At 36.3% G+C, this 23,541-nt stretch carries 23 protein-coding genes; 11 read left to right on the top strand and 12 right to left on the bottom strand.

The window, feature by feature from the left end; translation table 11 throughout:
- Positions 1–69: 69 nt before the first annotated feature.
- From LUA90_RS11975 to LUA90_RS11965, 3 genes are read left to right on the top strand one after another with little or no spacing between them, the layout of a single operon-like run.
- Positions 70–1,089, top strand: coding sequence for a Gfo/Idh/MocA family oxidoreductase (locus LUA90_RS11975; protein ID WP_231491073.1), 1,020 nt, complete (start codon positions 70–72; stop codon positions 1,087–1,089).
- A 15-nt stretch (positions 1,090–1,104) separates the two neighbouring features.
- Positions 1,105–1,878 carry a zinc-dependent peptidase gene (locus LUA90_RS11970; protein WP_231491072.1) on the top strand — a complete coding sequence of 258 codons (774 nt, stop codon included), beginning with the start codon at positions 1,105–1,107 and terminating at the stop codon, positions 1,876–1,878.
- A 14-nt stretch (positions 1,879–1,892) separates the two neighbouring features.
- A complete protein-coding gene (locus LUA90_RS11965; RefSeq protein WP_231491071.1) occupies positions 1,893–2,783 on the top strand; it encodes a DUF6263 family protein in 891 nt (296 codons plus the stop codon).
- Between the two features lie 3 nt (positions 2,784–2,786).
- Here the strand turns inward: LUA90_RS11965 and LUA90_RS11960 are convergent, their stop codons facing one another.
- On the bottom strand, positions 2,787–3,773 hold the full coding sequence (locus LUA90_RS11960) for an alpha/beta fold hydrolase (protein ID WP_231491070.1): 987 nt from the start codon (positions 3,771–3,773) through the stop codon (positions 2,787–2,789).
- A gap of 52 nt (positions 3,774–3,825) precedes the next feature.
- On the opposite strand from LUA90_RS11960, the gene hutH reads away from it, so the two are divergent.
- Positions 3,826–5,355, top strand: a complete 1,530-nt coding sequence (gene hutH / locus LUA90_RS11955) for a histidine ammonia-lyase (protein ID WP_231491069.1) — start codon at positions 3,826–3,828, stop codon at positions 5,353–5,355.
- Between the two features lie 7 nt (positions 5,356–5,362).
- Here the strand turns inward: hutH and LUA90_RS11950 are convergent, their stop codons facing one another.
- The 4 genes from LUA90_RS11950 to LUA90_RS11935 are packed head-to-tail and all read right to left on the bottom strand — an operon-like array spanning position 5,363 to position 8,249.
- Positions 5,363–6,202: a hypothetical protein gene (locus LUA90_RS11950; protein ID WP_231491068.1), complete on the bottom strand. Its 840-nt coding sequence runs from the start codon at positions 6,200–6,202 to the stop codon at positions 5,363–5,365.
- A 3-nt stretch (positions 6,203–6,205) separates the two neighbouring features.
- Positions 6,206–6,580 (bottom strand): GntR family transcriptional regulator, encoded by a 375-nt coding sequence (locus LUA90_RS11945; protein ID WP_231460506.1) that lies wholly within the window; start codon positions 6,578–6,580, stop codon positions 6,206–6,208.
- A gap of 19 nt (positions 6,581–6,599) precedes the next feature.
- Positions 6,600–7,418, bottom strand: coding sequence for a hypothetical protein (locus LUA90_RS11940; RefSeq protein WP_231491067.1), 819 nt, complete (start codon positions 7,416–7,418; stop codon positions 6,600–6,602).
- A gap of 3 nt (positions 7,419–7,421) precedes the next feature.
- The gene (locus tag LUA90_RS11935) at positions 7,422–8,249 is read right to left on the bottom strand and encodes an ATP-binding cassette domain-containing protein (RefSeq protein ID WP_231491066.1); all 828 of its coding nucleotides are present in this window, start codon (positions 8,247–8,249) and stop codon (positions 7,422–7,424) included.
- A gap of 177 nt (positions 8,250–8,426) precedes the next feature.
- On the opposite strand from LUA90_RS11935, the gene LUA90_RS11930 reads away from it, so the two are divergent.
- The 3 genes from LUA90_RS11930 to namA all read left to right on the top strand — a co-directional run bounded on the left by LUA90_RS11930 (position 8,427) and on the right by namA (position 11,004).
- Entirely contained in the window at positions 8,427–8,822 is a 396-nt protein-coding gene (locus tag LUA90_RS11930; protein ID WP_231491065.1) for a DoxX family protein, read from the top strand.
- A 1-nt stretch (position 8,823) separates the two neighbouring features.
- Positions 8,824–9,813, top strand: coding sequence for an aldo/keto reductase (locus tag LUA90_RS11925; RefSeq protein ID WP_231491064.1), 990 nt, complete (start codon positions 8,824–8,826; stop codon positions 9,811–9,813).
- A 111-nt stretch (positions 9,814–9,924) separates the two neighbouring features.
- Positions 9,925–11,004, top strand: coding sequence for an NADPH dehydrogenase NamA (gene namA / locus LUA90_RS11920; protein ID WP_231491063.1), 1,080 nt, complete (start codon positions 9,925–9,927; stop codon positions 11,002–11,004).
- Between the two features lie 67 nt (positions 11,005–11,071).
- Here the strand turns inward: namA and LUA90_RS11915 are convergent, their stop codons facing one another.
- Both LUA90_RS11915 and LUA90_RS11910 read right to left on the bottom strand, forming a co-directional pair.
- On the bottom strand, positions 11,072–13,387 hold the full coding sequence (locus tag LUA90_RS11915) for a TonB-dependent receptor (RefSeq protein ID WP_231491062.1): 2,316 nt from the start codon (positions 13,385–13,387) through the stop codon (positions 11,072–11,074).
- A 116-nt stretch (positions 13,388–13,503) separates the two neighbouring features.
- Positions 13,504–13,836 carry a hypothetical protein gene (locus tag LUA90_RS11910; RefSeq protein WP_231460499.1) on the bottom strand — a complete coding sequence of 111 codons (333 nt, stop codon included), beginning with the start codon at positions 13,834–13,836 and terminating at the stop codon, positions 13,504–13,506.
- A 68-nt stretch (positions 13,837–13,904) separates the two neighbouring features.
- On the opposite strand from LUA90_RS11910, the gene hutU reads away from it, so the two are divergent.
- The 3 genes from hutU to LUA90_RS11895 are packed head-to-tail and all read left to right on the top strand — an operon-like array spanning position 13,905 to position 16,589.
- Positions 13,905–15,575, top strand: coding sequence for a urocanate hydratase (gene hutU, locus LUA90_RS11905; protein WP_231491061.1), 1,671 nt, complete (start codon positions 13,905–13,907; stop codon positions 15,573–15,575).
- A gap of 4 nt (positions 15,576–15,579) precedes the next feature.
- Complete coding sequence (locus LUA90_RS11900) at positions 15,580–16,017, top strand: hypothetical protein (RefSeq protein ID WP_231491060.1); 438 nt, start codon at positions 15,580–15,582, stop codon at positions 16,015–16,017.
- 5 nt (positions 16,018–16,022) lie between these two features.
- Positions 16,023–16,589: a TlpA disulfide reductase family protein gene (locus LUA90_RS11895; protein ID WP_231491059.1), complete on the top strand. Its 567-nt coding sequence runs from the start codon at positions 16,023–16,025 to the stop codon at positions 16,587–16,589.
- A gap of 307 nt (positions 16,590–16,896) precedes the next feature.
- Here the strand turns inward: LUA90_RS11895 and LUA90_RS11890 are convergent, their stop codons facing one another.
- From LUA90_RS11890 to LUA90_RS11870, 5 genes are all read right to left on the bottom strand, one after another.
- Positions 16,897–17,574, bottom strand: a complete 678-nt coding sequence (locus LUA90_RS11890) for an OmpA family protein (protein ID WP_231460494.1) — start codon at positions 17,572–17,574, stop codon at positions 16,897–16,899.
- A gap of 174 nt (positions 17,575–17,748) precedes the next feature.
- Positions 17,749–18,441: an ABC transporter ATP-binding protein gene (locus tag LUA90_RS11885; RefSeq protein WP_231491058.1), complete on the bottom strand. Its 693-nt coding sequence runs from the start codon at positions 18,439–18,441 to the stop codon at positions 17,749–17,751.
- Positions 18,442–18,443: 2 nt separating this feature from the next.
- Positions 18,444–19,916, bottom strand: a complete 1,473-nt coding sequence (locus LUA90_RS11880; RefSeq protein WP_231491057.1) for a DUF5687 family protein — start codon at positions 19,914–19,916, stop codon at positions 18,444–18,446.
- 60 nt (positions 19,917–19,976) lie between these two features.
- Positions 19,977–21,257 carry a replication-associated recombination protein A gene (locus tag LUA90_RS11875; protein WP_231491056.1) on the bottom strand — a complete coding sequence of 427 codons (1,281 nt, stop codon included), beginning with the start codon at positions 21,255–21,257 and terminating at the stop codon, positions 19,977–19,979.
- Between the two features lie 107 nt (positions 21,258–21,364).
- Positions 21,365–22,672 carry an MFS transporter gene (locus tag LUA90_RS11870; RefSeq protein WP_231491055.1) on the bottom strand — a complete coding sequence of 436 codons (1,308 nt, stop codon included), beginning with the start codon at positions 22,670–22,672 and terminating at the stop codon, positions 21,365–21,367.
- A 117-nt stretch (positions 22,673–22,789) separates the two neighbouring features.
- Between LUA90_RS11870 and LUA90_RS11865 the strand changes: the two genes are divergently transcribed.
- Positions 22,790–23,521, top strand: a complete 732-nt coding sequence (locus LUA90_RS11865; protein ID WP_231491054.1) for a class I SAM-dependent methyltransferase — start codon at positions 22,790–22,792, stop codon at positions 23,519–23,521.
- The last annotated feature ends 20 nt before the right edge of the window (positions 23,522–23,541 follow it).

Here is a 23,541-nt window from a genome sequence, read left to right as displayed (position 1 = left end):
AAAAGGTTATCGATAAAGAACAAAGCTTAATTGATAATTGTATTTTTACCTGTATTATAACGAGTAAATATGAATCAAGATAAAATAATAACAGCAGGTTTGTTGGCATACGGAATGTCTGGTAAGGTATTTCACGCACCTTTTTTAAATGCACATAATGGATTTAAATTAAAAGCTGTTGTAGAACGAAATACTAAAAAAGCTGCTACAGATTATCCTGAAATTTTAAGTTACAATAGCGTTAATGAATTATTGAATGATTCGGAAATTGAGTTGGTGGTTATTAATACACCAAATAATTTACATTACGAACATGCAGAAGCTGCCTTAAAAAGCGGGAAACACATTTTAGTAGAAAAACCTTTTACAGCAACTTCTGCACAAGCAAAAACTTTATTTGATGTGGCAGATTCAGTTAGGAAACAGATTTTCTTTTACCAAAACCGCCGTTGGGATAGTGACTTTGCTTCAGTAAAAAAGGTGTTGGCGAGTGGAAAATTAGGTAAACTTAATGAATTTCATCTGCGATATGATAGATACAGAAATGTTATCGGTCCGAAGGCTTTTAAAGAGCAAGCTATTGAAGCCAGCGGATTACTATATGATTTGGGTCCACACCTTTTAGACCAGGTTATCAGTCTGTTTGGTAAACCTGTTTCTTATCACAAAACCCTAGGCAAAAACCGAAAAGATACTGTAGTTGATGATTATTTTACCATTCAGCTGAATTATGAAGATAGCGTAAATGTTTTTGTAACCTCGAGCATGTTAGTTGTAAACCCACAGGCAGCCTTTGTTTTGCATGGTGTAAATGGAAGTTTCATAAAAGACCGCAGTGATAGCCAGGAAGAACAATTACTTTCTGGAATGAAATTAACTGATGATGGTTACGGGGTAGAAGCAAAAGGTAAGGAAGGTTTATTAACAACAATCGATAAAGAAGGTAATAAAACCGAAGAAATTATTCCTTCGGAAATTGGAAGCTATTTGCCGCTTTTTGAAGCTGTTTATCAATCGATAACAAACCATATTCCTTATCCGGTTAAGCGTGAGGATGTTTTAATCCAATTAGAAATTTTAGAAAGCTAAGCCTTAATTGAGAATATGAATTCACTACCATTTGCGTATTTAATACCAATTTTTTTAATTGCTTTGTATTTTATCCTTCGAAAAAAAAAGCCAAAGGTTGAAGCTTTAACAGCGGTTGACAAGCAAATTTTAAATGATTATGTAGGCTTTTATCAAAAATTAGATAAGGCTGATAAACTTCGTTTTGAGCAAAAGGTGGCCGATTTTTTCGCTTCCGTTCGGATTGAAGGCATTGAGCTGGAGTTAACAACTTTAGATGAATTGCTAATTGCCTCTAGTGCTGTGATACCGATTTTTGGTTTCGATGATTGGCAATATAAAAACCTGAGCAGCGTTTTGCTATATCCTGATACTTTTAACAAAGATTTCCAGTTTGAAGGTGGCGAAAGAAATATTATGGGTATGGTTGGTAGTGGATACATGAACGGGCAAATGATTTTATCGCGGTCGGCGTTAAGGCATGGATTTTCTAAAAGCGCTGGTAAAGAAAATACTGCCATTCATGAATTTGTACATTTATTAGATAAATCTGATGGAGCAACTGACGGCGTTCCAGAAAATTTAATGGCCCATGAATATACTTTACCCTGGCTAAAAATGATGCGTGAAGAAATTGAAAGGATAGAAGATAATAAATCGGATATAAATCCTTATGCAATAACAAATGAAGCAGAATTTTTTGCAGTAGTTTCAGAATATTTCTTCGAAAAACCAGATTTGTTTAAAGAAAAACATCCGGAACTGTACCTACAACTGAGCAGGATTTTTGCCCAGCAACCAGCAAAATAACAAAAAATCATTCTATGAAACTCTTAACCACAATTGCCTGCTTTTTAATCGTTACAAGCAGCTTTGCTCAAAAAACTTACACGCTTAAACAAGCTTTTCCGGTAGGTAAAAAGTACGCTTACACTATAAATTCCGACCAGATAATTAGTCAGAAAGTTGATGGAAAGGAATCCAATTATATTCAAAATGTTGGTACCGATTATACATTTGAAATTACTGAAGCCAAAGCTTTGGATAAAAATATAAAAGTGGTTTACAATCGTGTTCGGATAAAATCTGCCGGCATGGGCAACGAGCTAATTCTGGATTCGGATATTAATGAAGTTGGTAAACCAAACCCTTTTTCCGGGTTAAAGAATGCAAGTTTTAGTATGCTTCTGAGTGCAAACGGTAGCGTTAAATCGGTTTCCGGTGTAGAAAAAATGGTTACCGATATGGTTGGTAAAATTACAACCGATACGGCTCAAACTAGAGCAGTTAAAGCTTCGCTTTCTAAGCAGTTTAATGCCGAAGTGATTAAACAAACCATGGAATCTGCGTTAAAAATTTCCCCGGATAAACCGGTTAAAGTTGGTGATAGTTGGACAATCGTTTCGAAAGTAAACATTACCATGCCGATAGAATCAACAACGAAATACACCTTAAAGGAAGTGAAAGGAAATATTGGCGTACTAACGGTAAGTGGTAATCTTTTATCCAAGGGCGAATTTGAAGTTATGGGAACAAAAACTCAAACCGATTTAAAGGGTTTAAACATTGGGGATGCCCAGGTTGATTTAACCACAGGAATGATATCTAGCGGCCATACCAGATTAGAACTTTATGGTAAAATAAAATCCGCAGGCTCTGAATCTGATTTCGACTTAGAAGGCATCACAAAAATCACCGGGAAAGAAATTAATTAAATGTTATAAGCTTCCAGTTAAGGCTACCAAAAATTCTGTCGTAATTTCTATGTGTGGAATGTGTCCGCAAGCATCAAATTCTACAATTTTTGAGCCTGGAATTTTTAAAGCTGTATTCTTTCCTAAAAACCGGTATAACCCGTGGATGGCTTGTTGGTCGGGATTGAGCAAGCCTTTTCCAACAATGGTTTTATCATCTTTGCCAATAAATAAAATTGTAGGTACTTTAAGATTTTTAAACTCATCAACAACAGGCTGGTTGTAAATCATATTGTAAGTCAGCGCTGCAACTTTCGCATATCTTGGGTAATCGGCGCTAAAAGTTACACCCGCACCAATGTTTACCAAATATTCGTAATCAGGTTTCCAAACGGTAAAATATGAACTTCTGTAATATTTGCGAATGCTTTCGGCAGTATTTTTCAATTCGCGTTGGTACTGTTCCTCAACGGTTGATGCCGGTACAAATGTTTTGTAATCCTCTAGTCCAATTGGGTTTTCCAAAAGTAGTTTTTCCATCCTATCGGGATACATTAAGGCAAACCTGATTGCTAACATACCGCCCATGCTATGCCCTAAAATGGATGTTTTTTGGATACCCAAGGTATCTAATAGCTTTTTGTTCCAATTAACAAGCTGCTCAAATGTATAATTTATAATGGGTTTAGATGAACGTCCAAAACCAATCTGATCCGGAGCTATTACTCTAAAACCAACACCTGTTAAAGCCCTAATTACGTTGCCCCAATAGTAGCCGCCAAAATTTTTCCCATGAAAAAGCATTACCGTTCTGCCATTAGGTTTAATAGTTGGTGCAACATCCATGTAAGCCATTTTGATGTCCTGCCCATCAACATTTAGAGGCAAATATTTTAATGCATAAGGATAATTTACATTTTCTAAATTAATTGATAATGTATCTATTTTTTGTGCGTAAGTTGCTGATAACGGAAGAACGGTAATCGATATGAATAGGAAAAGTTTTCTCATGTGTAAAATATTTTATTGCAATTTAATTTGCTAACCGACTTAATTTATAATTTTGAGCCAACCAAATAGACTAAAAACCATGCCCGTTTTTTATATAGGTGAGCAGCCTTTGAGCATAAAAATTATTTCTAAAATCATAAAAGACGATTATATCATCGCCCTTGGCGATGCGGCAAAAGAGAGAATTACGAAATGCAGAACTTACCTTGATAACAAGTTAAAGCTTAATAATGAGCCTGTTTACGGAATTAATACTGGCTTTGGTTACTTACAGAACGTTAAAGTAGAACACCAGCATTTAACAACTTTGCAGCATAATTTATTGCTTTCTCATGCCTGCGGAACGGGTGCAGAGGTGCCTCAGGAAATTGTAAAGTTAATGTTGCTGTTAAAAATACAATCACTTAGCTATGGTTTCTCTGCAGTTTCGCTTAAAACCGTAGAACGTTTAGTAGATTTTTATACACACAATATTTTTCCTGTTGTTTATACGCAAGGTTCTTTGGGTGCATCTGGAGATTTGGCCCCGCTAGCCCATTTGGCTTTACCACTTATTGGCGAGGGAGAAGTGATTTATCAAAATAAAAAAATTAAAACTACCGAGCTTTATAAAAAATTAAGCTGGCAACCACTGGCGCTGCAATCTAAAGAGGGTTTGGCTTTAATAAACGGAACACAATTTATGAGTGCCTATGGTATTCACATGTTGATAAAAACAAATCAGTTGCTAAGCTGGGCAGATAAAATTGCTGCAATTTCTATTGATGCTTTTGATTGTAGAATTGAACCTTTTGATGCGTTAAGCCATCAGATTAGGCCGCATAAAGGTCAGCTGGAAACCGCTGATTTTATACAAAATTTTTTGAGTGGTAGTGAGATTATACAACAATCAGGCAAGCAAACGCAAGACCCATATTCTTTCAGGTGTGTGCCACAAGTACATGGCGCCAGTAAAGATAGCATAGCTTATATTAGCTCTGTTTTTGAGACTGAAATTAATTCTGTTACGGATAACCCGAATGTTTTTCCGGAGGAAGACAGAATTATATCTGCCGGCAATTTCCACGGACAACCTTTAGCACTGAGTTTAGATTTTCTAGGTATTGCCTTAGCAGAACTTGGCTCAATATCCGAAAGAAGAGTTTTTCAATTAATATCCGGACAACGCGGTTTGCCGCCATTCTTAGTTAAAAATGCAGGCTTAAATTCTGGCTTGATGATAGCGCAATACACTGCTGCATCAATTGTTAGTGAAAATAAACAACTTTGTACACCATCATCAGTTGATAGTATTGTAAGTAGCAACGGACAGGAAGATCATGTAAGTATGGGTGCAAATGGCGCAACCAAATGTTTACGTGTAGTTAATAACTTAGAAAATATACTGGCGATCGAGTTATTAACGGCTTGCCAGGCTTTGGATTTGAGAAGGCCTTTAAAATCATCAAAAAGAGTAGAAGAAATCTGGAATGCATACCGCCAATGTATTTCTTTTAATGATGCTGATAGAATTCTTGCTGATGATATAAAAAACTCAGTAAATTTTATGCAGAAATTTGAAGCACAAAACTTACTGAGTTAGAATTTATCTATTTATTAAACATTGATTTAATTATTGATGCTGAAGCATTTACCTTCGTCGAATCGGATAAACTGCCTGAAGATTTCAGCACTTGAATAGCATCGATGTTTAATTCTGTTTTGCCGGCTGTTTTAATCATCAAATCACTAAGCTGATGTTTTTCTTTTGCATCACCATAAATTTCGATGTTCGATTTCCCTAAAGCATCAATATTAATGGTTTTGAACATTGATTTTAAACTTCTAAAATTTGAATTATTTAAAATTACATCAACGTTGTTAATTTTATTGCTGTCGAAACTCAAATCAGCAACTTTATCGGTATTAATTTTTAAATGGTCTATCTCCGTTAATTCTTGAAAATTTAAACGATTTATATCTTTCGCATTAATAATAACCGAATCGGTTTTAATATCTAAAGTAAACCCGGTGGCTTTTGCAATATCAAAAGCCTTAACATTATTGGAATAAATATAGGCTGTTAAAGAATATTTTAATTTCTTGTCTGCATTTTTCAACTCAAACTGAAGGATACCATTATTATCAACTTTAACACCATAAATTTCCATTAAATCAGTTGGGATTTTGATGCCGGGTTTATCACTTTTTATAATAACAAAATTCACATAAGCATCGTTGCCATCTTTTAAACTTACGGCAGAAAATTGTGGTAATTCTTTGCTCGTGTAACCATCTAATGTAGATTTAAGTTCTGTATTTTCTTTTAAATTTTTATAGAAAGCCTTTTCGTTTTTGTAATTCATTTTAACATTTACCGCAATTACAATGATTGGTATTATGATTAGCGAAACGGCTAAGGCGATTAATAATTTATTACTTGTTTTCATGTTTTAAGCGTTAAAATTTTCTTTAACAAATGATTTGTATTTGGCCTCAAGTTCATCAAAACCGATGTTTAGTAAATAGATGTTTCTAAAAACCACCGGTAATTCATCATCAATAAACTGAACTTTACGATAACTTTTAACATTATCGATTGCATGTTCATCAACAAAAAAACCAATGCCTCTCTTGTTGTTAATAATGCCCTTATTTTGTAGTAATTCGTAAGTGCGCATAACAGTATTTGGGTTTACTTCCATTTGTACAGCTAATTCTCTTACAGAAGGTACTTTCTCGTCGGCTTTCCATTTTCCTAACAGAATGTGTTCGCAAACATAATCTGCTATTTGAAGGTATATTGCCTTATTATCTCTAAATTCCATGTGTATACCAATTAAAAAATTAAACCTCTTTTTCTTTTAGGCGGATGTATGCAATGGCCCAAAAAATTAATGTTAAGGCTGTTGTTATCAAGAAGATTAGTAAAAAGGCAAGGTCCTCTTTATGCTCACTAACATTATGATTTACATTTACCATATTGCGTGTAAAAAAGCTTGCCGACTTATAAATGATGTAACTCGCGGCCCCGATAAAAAGCATTACTGAAATAGCTGTTTTTATATAATGAAATCGGTTGAAATAGATTGATCCCAATAAAAATACGCTGGTAACCAAAAAGGGTACAGAAATAAAATACAATAGGTAAGTTCTGTAGTGTGCATCATCAAAAAGTTGAGCTGCAATGCTTTCTGCGGGTTTTACTGCCGAAATTCTAGCCTCATCAAATTTAAATTCAGAAAGGTTTGAATTAATGTATTTTACGAAAGATAAATCGACCAGGTAAAATAGTATCAGGTAAGTAGCCAAACTAAAAATTGCAGTGTAAAAAACACCTGCTAAAAATTTTTCAAATGAAGATGCTGGGTTCATTAGCTCAAGAATAGCCCTTGCTTTTTGTCCGAGTGAGGCAAAATAGCTGCTCGCAACAATACTTATAAAAAGAAAGCCTAACATTAGGAATAAACCATATCTAAATCGCATATCAAGATTGCCATCATTATCATAGTTATTAAATCTTAAGGGCGATGGCGCATTCCAGGCGTAAAAGCCTATAATTATGCCCATAATTACAAGCAGACTTACCAGGTATATCTTTCCAAAATCTAACCATTGTCTTTTTAGTAATAACCCGAAACGGTTAATGTTAAATGTATTGTTCATCGCTTAATTAAATAATGGTTTAAACTTGGTTTTCTCTGCCAGAATAGCATTAAATAGCAATTCCATATCCAGTCTGCTTTCTTCGTTATGATAGTTGGGCATTACGGCGTTAAAGCCAGATAATGATGGCTCTGCATAAATGATGCTTTCATCAACTTCTTTTATTTTTTTAAAAGTCAATTTTTCAGTAATTTCTTGTACCGATGCCTTCAATGCTACATCATTATCATCAAGCATAATAACGGTGTCTATGAGATTATCCAAATCTCTAACCTGGTGTGTTGAGATAATTATACATTTATCTTCGGTTAAAGCCGAAGCCATTATTTTTCTAAACTGAGCTTTGGAAGGGATATCCAAACCATTTGTGGGCTCGTCCATAATAATCAGCTTTGCTTCCGTTGCCAAACCAAACGCAATAATGAATTTCTTCTTTTGGCCATAACTCATATTAATAAGTTTGTTGCCTGCCGGGATATCGAATTCTTTAATTAACGAATCAAAATATTCATGATTAAAGTTTTTGTAGAAAGGTGCATTTGCTTTCAAATACGCATCAATTTTTACCGATGGCAAATACAATTCCTCAGGTATAAAACAAATTTGCTCCAGAAGCTGTGGCTGGCGCTTCGCAGGGTTAAAACCCATTACATCCAAAGTTCCGCTTTGGGCATAAACCAAACCAGCCAAATTCTTTAGGAGCGTAGATTTGCCCGCACCATTTTTGCCAAGCAAACCATAAATATGGCCATTGCTAAGTTGCATGCTCATATTTTTAAATAATAGCTTATGCTTGCTGTAACCAAAATTAAGATTGTCAATTTTTATCATCTCTACTGTATTAGTTAAATAATACACTAAAGTATCTTCTATTTTTCACATCACCAAATTATTTCTGATCTTTTTTCTCTTCCATTATAAAGTTTATGTAAAATGTGAGTTTAATATACTTTACAACCAAACATCAGGCCTTAGCCAATTGTATATTTATATGATAATAATGTTGCTATGGATAAAAATTTAGGCTATTTAATTAGCAGATTGGCCATTGGTTTAAGCTTTTTTGGACATGGATTGGTGCGTTTACCTAAGCTTGATGGCCTTAGTAAGTGGATGATGGGCCAGTTTGAAAAATCTATTTTACCCGATGCGCTGGTTTTGCCATTTAGTTATACGCTTCCAATATTGGAGTTTGTAGCAGGCTTAATGATTTTAATTGGCTTGTTTACCAGGCAAGGGTTACTGCTAGCTGGCGTAACATCGCTGGCATTAATTTTTGGTACAACTATGATAGAAAATTGGGAAGCTTTACCATCGCAGCTTATCCACGTGGCATTTTTATCAATCTTATTGGCATACCTTCCGTATAATAGTTATGCGGTTGATAAAATTTTAAAGAAATAATATGGAATACAGAAGAATTGGAAATTCAGATTTAGAACTTTCGGTAATTACGTTCGGTGCATGGGCCGCCGGTGGTTGGATGTGGGGAAGCACTGATAGAAATGATGCAATAGAAGCCATCAAAGCTTCGTATGATTTAGGTGTAACTTCTATAGATACCGCTCCAATTTACGGTCAAGGTGATAGTGAAGAAATTGTTGGTGATGCAATTAAAGGAATCTCGAGAGACAAATTGCAAATTGTTACCAAATTTGGGATGCGTTGGGATTTAGCCAAAGGCGACTTTGGTTTCAAGAGCAAAGATAATTCTGGTAAGGAGATTGATATTTACAAATATGCAGGTAAAGAAAGTGTGATTTACGAATGTGAACAGTCTTTAAAAAGATTAGGCACAGATTACATCGATTTATATCAAATTCATTGGCCAGATACAACAACTCCAATTAGCGAAACTTTTGAAGCGGTGAGCAAATTAATTGAGCAAGGAAAAGTTCGTTACGCCGGAGTTTGTAATTACGATGTAGCGCAACTAAAAGAAGCTGATAAGACCTTGGAAATTGTTTCAAATCAAATTCCATTCAGTATGGTTAATCGTGGTGTTGAGGACGAAACCGTGCCATATTGTATTAAAAAAAACAAAGCTGTTTTGGCTTACAGCCCAATGGAAAGAGGCTTATTGACAGGTAAATTAAAAGCAGACCATAAATTTGAAGCAGGAGATCATCGTCAGGGAAACCCATTTTTCACGCCAGAAAGCATAGAAAAAACAAATGCTTTTTTGGCAAAAATTAAGCCTTTGGCTGATGAAAAAAATGCAACATTGTCTCAATTGGTTTTGCGTTGGACAATTGAAAGACCTGGTATAACAATAGCCTTGGCAGGTGCCAGAAATGCAGATCAATCTAAACAAAATGCTGAGGCAGTAAAAGTAAAATTAAGTTCTGAAGAAATTGAATTTATAAACAAAGAACTTAAAAACGCAGGATTTTAAATTCAAGCTTACTACTTTTACTTGTCAGTTTGAGCCTTTCGAATACAATTATTAAGTCTCCGATAGGCTCAGACTTACATATTTCAATATATTACAAAAATCAAAACACGCATGTCTAAATTATTTTCTCCTTTTAAGTTAAAGGATATCACCCTAAAAAATAGGATTGTAATCTCACCGATGTGCCAGTATTCGGCGGTAGATGGTTTTGCGAACGATTGGCATTTAGTGCATCTTGGAAGCAGAGCTGTTGGTGGCGCCGGATTAATCATTCAGGAAGCTACAGCTGTAGTGCCAGAAGGTAGAATTACTCATGCAGATTTAGGTATCTGGAAAGATGAACAGCTCGATAAATTAAAGCAAATTGTATCTTTTATTCATGAAAACGGAGCAATTGCCGGTATTCAATTGGCTCACGCGGGAAGAAAGGCAAGTTGCGAGTTGCCATGGAACGGTGGAGAACAAATCGCCGAAGGAGAAAACAGTTGGCAAACAGTTGCGCCATCTCCAGTTCCGTTTAAAAGCGGTCAGAAAGCACCACATGAATTGAGTATTGAAGAAATTCAGGAAATTGTTTCTGCATTTAGAGCTGCGGCAAAGCGAGCAGTAGAAGCAGGCTATAAAGTTGTAGAAGTTCATGCGGCACATGGTTATCTTTTACATCAGTTTTTTAGTCCGATTAGCAATAAACGAAATGATATTTATGGCGGAAGTTTCGAAAACAGAATTCGTTTCGTGATAGATGTTGTTGAGGCAGTGCAATCGGTTTGGCCACAGGAATTACCATTATTTGTACGCATTTCTGCAACAGATTGGACAGAAGGTGGATGGAATGAAAATGATTCGTTGCAACTGGCTGCGGTTTTAAAAGATAAAGGCGTTGATTTAATTGATACCTCATCTGGTGGCAACGTTCCGGATGCGTTTATCCCGGCAGGACCAAATTATCAGGTTCCTTTTGCCGATAAAATCCGCAATGAAATTGGTATTTACACTGGTGCTGTAGGTGTTATTGTAGATGCAAATCAGGCAGAGGATATTTTGCAGCAAGGAAAAGCCGATTTGATTTTTATTGCTCGCGAATCTTTAAGAGATGCTTATTTTCCAACTCATGCCGCACAGACTTTAGGTGATAATATTGAATGGCCAAATCAATATGTAAGAGCTAAAAGAGAAACTTTTAAAAAATAGGTTTTCATAAAAAACGCTCCCAATAAATCGGGAGCGTTTTTGAGTTAAATCGGGATGATCTTCCTCGTTATTTTGCCAAAGTAAATGGCACATACAACCCAAAGGTTATATTTCTTCCTGGGTTAAAAACACCAAGACTCGGGTTTTCATAGTCGAAGCGACCAGGTTTATATCTGCTCAGAGCATCATAATATCTTTGATTTAATAAATTATTTGCCGATACTGAAAAACGTATCGGCTGTTTGCCTAAGTTAAAGGTTGCGCCAATTCCGGCATTTAAAAGTGTGTAACCACTTGTTGGCGTTTCGAAAACATCGTCAACACGATTTTGTTTGAAAGCAGAATTAATTCCAACAGAAACATACGCATCATTTGTACCTTTAATTTTTGGTTCAAAACGTAACTCATTTCTTAATGTACCTGCCGGGATAAAAGCCAAAGGACGATTTAGCGTAGTGTTTTGCGCATGTACATAACCGAAAGTATTTTCAAAATGAATGAAAGAAACCGGGTGAATGGTTAACGTTGCCTCAGCCCCATAAAGGTTCGCATTAACTTGTCCGTATCTGTAAACAGGGTAAACATCGCCTTCGGCAACAATGGTTTCGCCATTGTTTGATGCATAAATAAAATTATCAACGTAGTTGTTGTAAATGCTCGCGCTAGCGCTTACAATTTTACCCTCATATTCTAAGGCGGCATCAACCTGGTAACTGCGCTCCGGACTTAAATTTGCATTGCCGATTTCATATCTAAAAGTTCCTTCATGAATACCATTCGAGCCTAATTCTGCCGGGTTTGGTGCCCTGAATGCAGAACCAGCGTTTGCTTTAAAATTCAATTCATCATTAAACTGATGCGTAAAGCCTAAAGCACCGCTAACATTCGAAAATTTATTTTCAAACGGCGCAAAAACTTCTTCGCCTTCGGCAATTAATTGTTTTCCGTTATTTTTACGAAAATCATAACGTGCGCCAATCCTGAAAGTGTTTTTTTCCCAGTTCTTTTTTGCATAAGCAAAAGCACCAATACCATAAGTATTATAATCTGGCACTAAAAACTCTTCGCCTTTGTTTAAGCTTTTGCCTGCATCGGCACTTAAACCAAAAACTGGCTGCCATCCATTCGTTTCGTGGATGTAGTATTTTAAATCGCCTGTGTAAGTTTTAAGGTCGAAAAATAATGATGGGTCTGGTCCGTCTTCCAATTCTCTACGTTGATTTTGCTGGTAACCAAAATCAGCTTTTAAATTGCCATTACCTAAAACAAAATTGTTATTTAAAGCAATTTTAAAATGTCTAATGTCCTGCCGAGGGTAATCTAAAGTTCTGCTTTTAAAATCGCTATCTAAAAACGGGTCGCCATCTTCTTTAACAAAATTTCCATTGGCATCTGTTCCTCCTTCAAAAAAACCAATGTTATTTCTAAAATTTGAAACGTTTAAATGCGTGTATCCCCAGCTTTTATTTAAGCCAACCATTCCACTTAAAGCAGTTTCATTAAAACCAGAATTTGGGAAATAACCTGTGGGTGTGTTAAAAGAGTGGGCATTTTTATAAGTACCCCTGGCTCTCCACACAAAGCCATTTTCATTGCCATTCAGCATTAATGAATTTGCGGTTAAGCCGTTGTTGGTCGAGTAATTGGTTACAAACTCACCTTTCACTTGCCCTTCTGGTGCGGTGCTAGGCTCTAGTAAATTTATAACGCCACCAAGTGCATCCGAACCATACATTAATGATGCAGCACCACGTAAAATTTCTACCCGGTCAGATTTAAACTGGTCGATTTCTATTCCGTGTTCATCGCCCCATTGTTGCCCTTGTTGTTTAATTCCATCATCTAAAGTTACAATCCTGTTATAGCCTAAACCTCTTATAACTGGTTTTGAGATTGATGGACCCGTGGTAATTTGCGAAACCCCCGGAACTTTAGCTAATGCATCAATTAGATTTGTAGATGGTGCTAAAAGTTGGTCTTTCCCTACAACTGCAGATGAAGCGCTGTTTCGTCTGCTTGTACTACTAATCAGCGTTCCGGTAATTACTACTTCTTTGGTTTCAATCGCTGTAGATTTTAACGAAAATTCAATTGGAGCTGTACTGCTAAAATTTACAAGTTTTGCAACTTCTTTATATCCAATGTAATGAACTTCAACAAGATAAGTTCCTTTTGATGGAAGGTTTTTCAAAGTAAATTCTCCATCGGCATTGGTTACGGCGGTAACTTTCAAATCGGGAATAAATATGGTAGCACCTGGCAATGGCTGGTTACTTTCCGAATCAAGAACTTTACCTTTTATATCTTGCAGGGTGTTGGCAAAAGTGTTAATGCTAAATAATGTATATAGAATTACGAAGCCTATAAGCTGTAATTTTTTCATGTCTGTTTGTTTAAAATTTTGAAATAGAAAATTTAAGCATGCAAAGCGATGCCTTTTCTATCTCACAATAAAAAATGAATAATTGTTGTGGCATGAATATGCCTCAGAAGAAAAAATTAAACCAGCGGTGGTCCTCGTAACGAGGTTCGCTTTATCTCGGTGTAAAAACTTTTTAAAGTGGCTTCGGTTTGTCCGAATATTTTTACCGAAAGGTAAATTTTATAAAGAAACGCGGTATGAACATAGTTCTTTTCAAAGCCGGCATTACAAATTAGACAGTTATCTGCATGCGCCTGTACATGGCTTAAATGTTTACAGTTAACTTCCTTTACCGTTACCGGCGCTTGCTGGTGATGGTGGATAATATTCCATGGCGTTAATGCAATAGCAAAAACCATCAGCATAAATACCGATAGCAAATGGTTAATATGTTGCTTGTGCTTTTTCAACTTGCCAAAATTAGCAATTAGTATGCAATTATATATCTTTGGAAAGTAACATTGCCTTTATAGTAATTATGACGACAAAGCTAACCAATGGTTTAAACTTAAGCCAGAAACAAACGCCAACAGGCGCTGAACTGACTTGTAAAGGTTGGATACAAGAAGCCGCCTTACGTATGCTGTTAAACAACCTGGACCCTGATGTTGCCGAGCGCCCGGAAGATTTAATCGTTTATGGTGGTAGAGGTAAAGCTGCAAGGAATAAGGAATCGTTAAGTTTAATTGTAGCTGCACTTAAGGATTTGGAAAATGACGAAACGCTTCTAATCCAATCGGGCAAACCTGTTGCCGTGTTACCAACGCATGCTGATGCACCTAGGGTTTTGATTTCCAACTCACAACTTGTTCCAAAATGGGCAACGCAGAAACATTTCGATGAATTGGAAGATAAAGGTTTAATGATGTACGGGCAAATGACCGCCGGCTCGTGGATTTACATCGGCTCTCAAGGTATTGTTCAGGGTACTTATGAAACTTATGCTGCATTAGCAAAAAAGCATTTCAATGGCAGTTTAAAAGGTATGCTAAATGTTACTGCAGGTTTGGGTGGCATGGGCGGGGCACAACCTTTAGCCATTACCATGAATGAAGGCGTTTGTTTAGCTGCTGAGGTTGAAGAATGGCGAATTAAGAAGCGTTTGGAAACCAGATACATCGATGAAATTATTTATGATATAGATGAAGCGATAGATAAGGCACTACAATATACAAAAGATGAAAAGGCCATTTCTATTGGAGTTGTTTGCAATGCCGTCGAGCTTTTACAAAGATTGATCGACAGCAACATTACACCAGATACTTTAACCGACCAAACATCTGCTCATGATCCATTAATTGGCTATTTTCCACAAGGCTTAAACGTTGAAGAAGCGGCTAGTTTACGTAAAAATAATCCTGATGAATATGTGTCAAAATCGTATTCAACAATGGCAAAACATGTTCAATTGATGCTTGAGTTACAAAAAAGAGGCGCCATCACTTTTGATTACGGTAACAACCTTTGCGGTCGTGCTTTAGAGGTTGGCGTACAAAATGCTTTCGATTTTCCAGGTTTTGTTCCGGCATACATTCGCCCTTTATTTTGTGAAGGAAAAGGACCATTTCGTTGGGCAGCTTTAAGCGGCGACCCACAAGATATTTATCAAACCGATAAACTGATATTAGAGCTTTTCCCAGAAAACGAAAGCTTACACCGTTGGATAAAAATGGCTCAGGAACGTATTGCTTTTCAGGGTTTGCCAGCACGCATTTGCTGGCTAGGGCAAGGCGAAAGAGAAAAAGCCGGACTTGCTTTTAATAAGTTGGTTGCAGAAGGAAAGGTGAAAGCGCCAATTGTTATTGGTAGAGATCATCTGGATACCGGCTCGGTTGCTTCACCTAACCGCGAAACAGAAGCCATGCTCGATGGCTCTGATGCGGTTGCCGACTGGCCAATTTTAAATGCCTTGATTAATACCGCTGGCGGTGCGAGTTGGGTTTCTCTGCATCATGGTGGTGGCGTTGGTATTGGTTATTCAATCCACGCCGGTATGGTAATCGTAGCTGATGGAACGCCAGAGGCTGAAAAAAGAATAAAACGTGTTTTACATAATGACCCCGCAATGGGCGTTATCCGCCATGCAGATGCCGGTTACGACATTGCAAAAGATACTGCCAGAAAATTTAGGTTAGGATTAAAAGATTAGATAAATGTCGATATTTGAATGGTTATTTGAAATAAATAATCCCGGACCAACCGGTGATTTTGAAACTGGTCACCGCAGGTTAAACTGGCCACGAATTTGGATTCTTGCTGCTGGTTTAACTTCACTTCTTGTCGTCGGGTTTATCATTTACATAGGGCCTTTCAATCGCTTTCACTATTACGAATTATCTAACGCAATGCTCATCACAGGCTTAATAATTATCTATTTATGCGTTTCCTATTACGTTTACCCAAAACCCAATTTAGATAATATGGGTTTTTTAGGTTTTATAGATAATCCGTTTCGTTATACCGATGATATTAACCGTTTTATAATATACAGTCAAATACTTTTATTTCCTGGAAAAGTTCTTGCCATACCAATTGTTAATCTTTGGTTTGTATTTATTGCTTTTAAAAATGAGAAAAATAATATAAATTGAAACTCATGAAATTCATCAAGAAAAATATAGTTAGCACCTTATTAATCGTTTTCTTTTTACTTATAATTTTTGTGCCCGATGCTAAAGCCTTTTTAATGCGAGGCTTAATGGAAGTTGGTTTATTCTCGCCAAAAGTTGAGAAAACTGAAACTCCTAAAATGGATTTGTCGGGTATAAAATTTAGTAATGCAAAAGGAGAAATAACTGATCTGCACAGCTTAGAAGGTAAGGTAATTTTTCTAAATTTTTGGGCAACCTGGTGTCCGCCTTGCAGGGCAGAATTACCATCAATAAATAAATTATATAATCAGTTCAAAAACGACAAAGATGTAGTTTTTTTATTCGTAGATGCAGATAGTGATTTGCCAAAATCGATAAAGTTTATGGCTAATAGAAAATATGAAATGCCTGTTTACAAGGCAGAAAGCCAAATTCCTGAGCAAATTTTTTCCGGGTCTTTACCCACCACTGTAATTTTTGATAAGAAAGGTCGCTTTGCTTTTAAAAACGAAGGCATTGCAAATTACGCTAATAAAAAGTTTATTGAGTTTATAAACCAATTAAAGAAATAGCACGATAGTTTTTTGAAAAGCAACGATTGGTTTTTATGGCGGCCTTCAGTCCCGCTATCACCCATAGTCCCGAGAAAATCGGGAGCTATTTGGTTCTATCGGGTTTAGGCACAATGATTTGTGCTAAGAAAACCAGCAATATCGTCTTCTCGATTGACTGCAGCGAAACATAAAACCTAACTTAAAAGATTTATCACTGCGGTCGAAATAACGGTAATATTATTTTTATATTAAACAAAAAAAATCCCGATGTTTTGACATCGGGATTGGATATATAATGACCTCATAGGTAGAGGGAATTTTTAAATTATCCTTGTTTTTGTGCAGTAGATTTTAATGCATCATTTGCAACAATAACAATCTCAACACGACGGTTAGCCGCACGGCCAGCATCTGTTTCGTTATCTGCAATTGGCTCTGCAAAACCTTTACCAATTGTTACTAATCTTGATGAAGGTACACCTTGAGAAACTGCATAAGCTTTAACCGCTGCTGCTCTTCTTTCTGATAAACCTTGGTTATACTGTTCAGTACCACGGCTATCTGTGTGGCCAATCACTTTAATATCTGTATCAGGATATTGATTTAATGAAGCGGCTAAGCTCTGTACATTTGCTTTTGCTGCATCTTTTAAAGCAGTTTTATCGAAATCGAATAAAATACCACTATCAAATTTTACAATAATACCTTCTCCCTCACGAATTACTTCTGCATTAGGAATGGCTTTCTGAATTTCAGCTGCTTGTCTGTCCATTCTACGTCCGATGAATGCACCAGCTGTACCACCAATAGCACCACCAATTAATGCTCCTACTGCTGTGTTACCCGCTTTTTTACCAATTAATGCACCCACTACACCACCTGCAGCAGCACCAATACCTGCACCTTTTTGAGTCTTAGTTAAACTATCGCAGCTTTGCAATGCCATTGAACCTACTGCTAACCCTATACTTAATGTTGCTATTCTTACTTTTGAAATATTCATAATAATCTTGATTTATAATTCTGAATTGCATTATTCAAACACAATGCCAAAAAATATCTGTGTAGAGAATTAGTGTAATTTTCTTAATTCAGAGCAATAAAGAATAATTTAAAGCATAAAAAAAGAGCGTCCGGCTGTAGAACGCTCCTCATTTGTATCATTATTAGTACAAGGTTATGCAGAAAAATAACTTTCCAGTTCTTTCAATGTATTTTCGTCTGTTTTAAAATCTTTAATAACTACGCCTTTTTCTACAAGAATAATCCGGTTACAAACATCAGTTACGTGGTTTAAATCGTGACTAGAGATAAAGGTAGTCATGCTTCCAGCTTGAAGCTTTAATAAATTCTTTAAACGAATTTGCGTTGTAGGGTCTAAATTTGCAAACGGTTCATCCAGAATTAATATTTCTGGCTTTTGCATTAAGGCAGCGGCAATACCAACTTTTACCTGGTTTCCCTTACTAAAATCGCGAATATATTTGCCACTATTTAAAATCTCCCCATTAAAAAATTCCCCATATTGTGTAAGGTAAGCAGAAACATCAGCTATGCTTAAATTGTGCAAGCTGCCAATAAAAGTAAAATATTCTTCAGGTGTGAGGTAATCTATTAAAAAACCCTCATCTAAAAACGAAGCGGTATAATTTTTCCAATTATCGTTTTGCATTACGTTCTCGCCTTTTGATAATACTTCGCCACTGGTTGGGCGAATTAAATCTAAAAGCATCCGAAAGAATGTTGTTTTACCAGCGCCATTATTGCCTACTAAACCAACAGTTTCTCCGGCTTCGATATTTAAATCCTGAATGTTTACAACGGTTTTATCGCCATAAACTTTTTGTAAATTCTTAACTTCTAGTATCATAATTATTCTCTAAAGCCTTCGGCTATTTTATAACGTTGTAATTCTAATCTTTTAGCAATGTAGTTTACCCAGAAACCACGCATTAATAACATAATAAGGCCGAAAATGGAAACGGCAATTAAACCCCAATATGGTTTATCCAACATCCCGAAAGGAACATAAATTAATATCGGCGTTAATGCGTAAGGAAACATTAATAACCATTGTGTAGCGCCAGTTCCCTGATAATTAAAACTTGCCGCTTTTGTGATATCAAGGCGTTTGTAGTTTAAGGTAGCCAGGTATAAAACCACCACTGTACCAAAACCAATGTTGTATAAATATGCTGCAACATGTAACAATAATAACTTCGGACTCAAAAAGCCGTAAAAACTTGCCAGCAAAGTAATAACTGTACAGCCAATTGTAAAAAGTAAAAATTTTGCTCTGATAAAATCTTTGAAATTGATTTTGTTAGCCAAAATACCATCAAAATGTGCGCTTTGCCATGCGAACATGAACTGACCGTATATGATGATAGAAATGCCAGTCATAAAAATTGCACCGAACATCATTTGTCCGAAAGCATCTCTATCAATGGCTTTTTCTTTGTAAAAGATGAATCCGTAAAACAGAAAAAAGAAACCCATTATTACAGAAGAACGGGGTCTTTTATGGCGCAAAATTAATTTTAATTCCAATGCTGCAAGTTCGCCAACTCTACCAAATCTATTTAAGAATGCATAATCGGTACTTGCTTTTTTCTCTTGTTTACTGCTTAATTCTTCGGTATACAAGTTTTTAAGCAGGAAGCTGGAGTTAATGTAAAAAATTGCAACAGCAGCTAAGGTAAAGGCAAAGCCGATAAATGGCATTTTGGCGATGGTTTTAAAAACATAATCGGATGCAGCCATTACCGAAATAACTTTATAGTACTCCAGCGCAGCAAAAACTGCAAAAATAATTAGGCCAACAAGTGTATAGAGTACATTGCTTATCGATTTACGCTTAATGTACAGCGCCAAATAATTGTTAAAAATAGTTATAGAAAGTATGGTTACTACATACATTAAAGCGGTAAATATGCCATAAGTTGTACCGATTTTTAAAAATATAAAAGGTAAGAAAATAAATATCGGCCATAAATTAAAAGCAGAAAATAATGCCTTTAGGTTAAGGAAACTAATAATTTTACTTCTTGAGATTCTTAAATGCAGATAAGGAATTATACTTAGCGTTGGTAATTCTTGCAGTTGCAAGCGCATAATAAAATCTAGTGCGAAATAATAAAGAATTAAGCCGTTAAAACTTTTAATAACATCTTGATTTGGGAAGATTTTCGGCAGTAAAAATTGCATTCCGAAACCTGCACCAAGCGCAAGAACAAGAAAGTAAAGCATAAAAAAGCCCAAAACAATTTGGCCCGCAATACTGCTGCCCCGGTTCCGCGAACGCCAGAATGATTTCCATTGATGGCTTAAAAAAGTATTCAGCATATAGTTTTAGTTATTGATGTTGGTTTATTATTAGTATGCATTAGGCCAAAAATGTTACAGTTAGTAATTGTATTTTTCTTTCCAGTTTTGCCGTAACTTCTCTCTAAGTTTTTCTTCTGCCGGATTTTTGCCCGGATCGTAAAGTTTTGTTCCGCTCAATTCATCCGGAAAATATTCTTGCGTTTCGAAATTACCATCGTAACTGTGCGAATATTTATAATCTTTTCCATAACCAATATTTTTCATCAACTTGGTTGGTGCATTACGTATGTGCAGGGGCACAGGTAAATTGCCGGTTTGTTTAACCAAGGCTTGCGCACGGTTTATTGCTTCGTAAGATGCATTGCTTTTTACCGAGCTGGCTAAATAAGTTACGCATTGCGATAAAATAATTCTCGCCTCGGGATAACCAATTACATTTACTGCCGTAAAACAATTATTGGCAAGGAGTAAAGCGTTTGGATTTGCATTTCCAATATCTTCTGAAGAAAGAATAAGTAATCGTCTGGCGATAAATAAGGGGTCTTCTCCGCCTTCAATCATTCGGGCTAGCCAGTAAACTGCTGCGTTTGGGTCGCTACCGCGAATAGATTTTATAAAAGCAGAAATAATATCATAATGTTGTTCGCCCGCTTTATCGTACAATGCTAAATTCTGTTGTGCGTGGGCAAGCACATTTTCATTGGTGAGCGTAATTTTATCGCCACCAATTCCGTTTATGGCAATTTCCAGAACATTTAAAAGTTTACGGGCATCGCCACCAGATAACCTGATTAAAGCTTCGTGCTCTTTAATCGTTATTTTTTTTTGAGCCAGTACTGTATCTTTTTCAATGGCTGTTTGTAGTAAACCAGACAATTCATCTTCTGTTAATGATTTTAAAATGTAAACCTGGCATCTCGATAACAAAGCGGATATAACTTCGAAAGATGGATTTTCGGTTGTTGCACCAATTAAGGTTACTAAACCCCGTTCAACAGCGCCAAGCAAACTATCTTGTTGCGATTTACTAAAACGATGAATCTCATCAATAAATAAAATAGGCAAACCTAAAAAGCTATCTTTTAATTGGGCAGCTCTATCGATAACTTCTCTAATATCTTTTACGCCACTATTAATTGCACTTAAATTAAAAAATGGTCGGTCTAATGTTTGAGAAATTATGTAGGCAAGTGTTGTTTTGCCCACGCCTGGAGGTCCCCAAAAAATCATCGATGGTAGCTGGCTACTTTCAATCGCTTTGCGTAGAACTGCATTTTCGCCTACCAAATGCTGTTGCCCAACATATTCATTTAGGTTTTGCGGGCGCATTCTTTCGGCTAAAGGTGGCAGGTTTTGCATAATCGTAAATATATGAAAAATGATATTTGCCTGCTGATTATTACTGCGAATTTTAGCTTAGCCTATGTAACAAACCTATAATTGTTAGAATTAAAGCATCAGTAGCTTCAATCCTCAATTTTAGAATGATGTTTAGTGTCTTTCATGGTGGTATAAAGGATTAGGGAAATTAAAATGCATCCGGTTACATACCAATAAAAATAATTCTCGTGGCCAATGTTTTTAAACCAAAGCGCCAAATATTCGGCAGTTCCACCAAATATTGCTACTGTTAAAGCATAAGGCAAACCCACACCAAGTGCTCTAATTTCAGCAGGAAATAATTCTGCTTTTACCACTGCGTTGATGCTGGTATAGCCGCTAACAATAATTAATGCGGCTATCATTAATAGAAAAATAAGGATGGTATTGGTTTCATTTGCTATTCCGGTTAATATTGGATAAGTAAGCAATGCGCCTAAAACGCCAAAGCCAATTAGAAGAGGTTTTCTTCCAATTTTATCGGATAATAAACCAAATAAAGGTTGAATAATTGCAAATACCAATAACGAAGTAAAAGATAATGTTGTTGATGTTTCTTTACTTAAATGAACCGTGTTAACCAAAAATTTTTGCATGTAAGTGCTAAAAGTATAAAACGCAATTGTACCACCCAAAGTTAAGCCAACTACGGTTAGCACTTCTTTTGGGTATTGCATTAAAACGGCTATGCCGCCTTTTTTATCATCTACAGATTTACTTTTAAAAGCAGAAGTTTCGGCAATGTGCCTTCTTAAATACAAAGCAATGAAAGATAAAATTGCACCAATAAAAAATGGAATGCGCCATCCCCAGGCTTGTAATTCTGCCGGACTTAGCAGCCAATTCTGCAAAATGAGCTGTATGCCTAATGCCAATAACTGACCGCCAATTAACGTTACATATTGAAAGCTTGAGTAAAAACCACGATGCTTTTTCGCCGCCATTTCACTTAAATAGGTAGCAGATGTTCCATATTCGCCACCTGTACTTAAACCTTGAATTAGCCTGGCGAAAACCAATAATAATGGTGCAGCAATTCCAATTTGTTTGTAGCCTGGCGTTAATCCGATGATGAGTGAGCCAATGGCCATGATAAAAACCGAAATCGCCATTGATTGCTTTCTGCCAAATTTATCAGCAATGCTGCCGAATAACCAACCGCCTATTGGTCGCATTAAAAAGCCTACTGCAAAAATACCCGCACTGTTTAATAATTGTGCAGTAGCGTTGCTATTAGGGAAAAATGCAGGAGAAAAATACAATGCAAAAGCCGAATAGGTGTACCAATCGTACCATTCTACCAAATTCCCTACCGAGCCGCCAAAAATAGATTTCAGCCTGTATTTCACTTCATCAATTTCTCCGGCTTTAAAATCAGTTAAGGTTTTGCTCATCTTACAAGTTTATAAAACACAAATGTATGTTTTATGGTAAGATAGCAGTAGAATAATGTTTTTGCAAACAAATGCATAACTTCAATTATTCTGTTACTAAAAGTTAAGCATTTTGATATGAAAGATAATTTCTCTAACCAGGCTGCGGATTATGCAATATATCGCCCAACTTACCCGAAAGAGCTTTATGATTTTTTATTTTCTTTAGTTGTTAATAAAAAAGCTGCGTGGGATTGCGCAACAGGAAACGGGCAGGTGGCGAGAGAATTAGCTTTGCATTTTGAAGGCGTTTATGCTACAGACATTAGCAAAAAGCAGATTGAGCAGGCTTTAAAATTGCCAAACATTGTTTATCAGGTAGAATCATCTGATAAAGCAAATGTTGATGATGATAGTTTTGATTTGATTACCGTAGCGCAAGCGGTACATTGGTTTAATTTCGATGCTTTTTACAGCGAAGTTAAACGAACCTTAAAGCCTGATGGGATTTTTGCAATAATCGGCTACGGAATTATGCATATCGATAAAAAGGTTGATGCTGCTGTACACAAACTTTACGAAGATTTTTTGGGTAAATATTGGGACCCCGAAAGAAGGTACATCGAGGAGAATTATAAAACCATTCCGTTTCCTTTTGAAGAAATTACACCGCCTCATTTCTTGATAAAAACCCGTTGGAATTTTAATCAGCTAATCGGCTATTTAAATACTTGGTCTGCGTTGCAACATTACAAAAAAGCGAACGAAAGAAACCCGATAGAATACATGTTCACCGAGCTAAAAGAAGCCTGGGGCAGCGACGCTGAAAAAGATGTCCGTTTCCCGGTTTTGTTGAGAGTTGGAAGATAGATACTTAGTTGACCACAATG

The sequence above is a fragment of the Pedobacter sp. Leaf170 genome (assembly GCF_920984665.1).
GTDB lineage: Bacteria > Bacteroidota > Bacteroidia > Sphingobacteriales > Sphingobacteriaceae > Pedobacter.
Note: the sequence above shows the minus strand (reverse complement) of the source record. Positions and strands in the feature narration are given on the sequence as shown.

What these genes read in the sequence shown, in the direction of transcription:
- LUA90_RS11975 (WP_231491073.1), top strand. Translation starts at nt 70, where the DNA reads ATGAATCAAGATAAAATAATAACAGCAGGTTTGTTGGCATACGGAATG.
- LUA90_RS11970 (WP_231491072.1), top strand. Translation starts at nt 1,105, where the DNA reads ATGAATTCACTACCATTTGCGTATTTAATACCAATTTTTTTAATTGCT.
- LUA90_RS11965 (WP_231491071.1), top strand. Translation starts at nt 1,893, where the DNA reads ATGAAACTCTTAACCACAATTGCCTGCTTTTTAATCGTTACAAGCAGC.
- LUA90_RS11960 (WP_231491070.1), bottom strand. Translation starts at nt 3,773, where the DNA reads ATGAGAAAACTTTTCCTATTCATATCGATTACCGTTCTTCCGTTATCA.
- LUA90_RS11950 (WP_231491068.1), bottom strand. Translation starts at nt 6,202, where the DNA reads ATGAAAACAAGTAATAAATTATTAATCGCCTTAGCCGTTTCGCTAATC.
- LUA90_RS11945 (WP_231460506.1), bottom strand. Translation starts at nt 6,580, where the DNA reads ATGGAATTTAGAGATAATAAGGCAATATACCTTCAAATAGCAGATTAT.
- LUA90_RS11940 (WP_231491067.1), bottom strand. Translation starts at nt 7,418, where the DNA reads ATGAACAATACATTTAACATTAACCGTTTCGGGTTATTACTAAAAAGA.
- LUA90_RS11935 (WP_231491066.1), bottom strand. Translation starts at nt 8,249, where the DNA reads ATGATAAAAATTGACAATCTTAATTTTGGTTACAGCAAGCATAAGCTA.
- LUA90_RS11930 (WP_231491065.1), top strand. Translation starts at nt 8,427, where the DNA reads ATGGATAAAAATTTAGGCTATTTAATTAGCAGATTGGCCATTGGTTTA.
- LUA90_RS11925 (WP_231491064.1), top strand. Translation starts at nt 8,824, where the DNA reads ATGGAATACAGAAGAATTGGAAATTCAGATTTAGAACTTTCGGTAATT.
- namA (WP_231491063.1), top strand. Translation starts at nt 9,925, where the DNA reads ATGTCTAAATTATTTTCTCCTTTTAAGTTAAAGGATATCACCCTAAAA.
- LUA90_RS11915 (WP_231491062.1), bottom strand. Translation starts at nt 13,387, where the DNA reads ATGAAAAAATTACAGCTTATAGGCTTCGTAATTCTATATACATTATTT.
- hutU (WP_231491061.1), top strand. Translation starts at nt 13,905, where the DNA reads ATGACGACAAAGCTAACCAATGGTTTAAACTTAAGCCAGAAACAAACG.
- LUA90_RS11900 (WP_231491060.1), top strand. Translation starts at nt 15,580, where the DNA reads ATGTCGATATTTGAATGGTTATTTGAAATAAATAATCCCGGACCAACC.
- LUA90_RS11895 (WP_231491059.1), top strand. Translation starts at nt 16,023, where the DNA reads ATGAAATTCATCAAGAAAAATATAGTTAGCACCTTATTAATCGTTTTC.
- LUA90_RS11890 (WP_231460494.1), bottom strand. Translation starts at nt 17,574, where the DNA reads ATGAATATTTCAAAAGTAAGAATAGCAACATTAAGTATAGGGTTAGCA.
- LUA90_RS11885 (WP_231491058.1), bottom strand. Translation starts at nt 18,441, where the DNA reads ATGATACTAGAAGTTAAGAATTTACAAAAAGTTTATGGCGATAAAACC.
- LUA90_RS11880 (WP_231491057.1), bottom strand. Translation starts at nt 19,916, where the DNA reads ATGCTGAATACTTTTTTAAGCCATCAATGGAAATCATTCTGGCGTTCG.
- LUA90_RS11875 (WP_231491056.1), bottom strand. Translation starts at nt 21,257, where the DNA reads ATGCAAAACCTGCCACCTTTAGCCGAAAGAATGCGCCCGCAAAACCTA.
- LUA90_RS11870 (WP_231491055.1), bottom strand. Translation starts at nt 22,672, where the DNA reads ATGAGCAAAACCTTAACTGATTTTAAAGCCGGAGAAATTGATGAAGTG.
- LUA90_RS11865 (WP_231491054.1), top strand. Translation starts at nt 22,790, where the DNA reads ATGAAAGATAATTTCTCTAACCAGGCTGCGGATTATGCAATATATCGC.